We start from the raw sequence: 465 nt of genomic DNA, 5'->3' as shown, positions 1-465 counted from the left end.
TAACACCTCGACGCCGCAGTCGGTGTCGTTCACGGTGGTCGAGCCGACACCGACGGACACCACGCCGCCCACGGTGACAGCGGCGGTGACCGGTCAGCGGGACGGCAACGGCGCGTACGTGGGTAGCGCCACGGTGACCCTCTCCGCCACCGACACGCAGTCGGGCGTGGACCGAGTCGAGTACGCGCTCGACGGCGGTGCCTACACCGCGTATTCGGCGCCGGTGACGGTGAACCAGCCGGGTCAGCACACGGTGAGTTACCGGGCCACGGACAAGGCGGGTAACACCTCGACGCCGCAGTCGGTGTCGTTCACGGTCGTCGAAACGCCGCCGGCGGACACCACGCCGCCGACGGTGACGGCCGCGGTGACGGGGGAGAAGGACGCCAACGGCGCGTACATCGGCAGTGCCACGGTCACCTTGACCGCAACGGACACCCAGTCGGGCGTCGACCGAGTCGAGTT

1 protein-coding gene is annotated in these 465 nt (G+C 69.7%); it reads left to right on the top strand.

The genetic code is table 11. The features are described from left to right. A partial coding sequence (locus tag ACNAVT_RS31800) for an OmpL47-type beta-barrel domain-containing protein (RefSeq protein WP_416301697.1) occupies positions 1–465 on the top strand: 465 nt, incomplete at both ends.

The organism is Micromonospora sp. SL4-19 (genome assembly GCF_047921475.1).
In the GTDB taxonomy this organism is placed as follows: domain Bacteria; phylum Actinomycetota; class Actinomycetes; order Mycobacteriales; family Micromonosporaceae; genus Micromonospora.
This window is presented reverse-complemented; position numbering and strand designations above follow the sequence as displayed.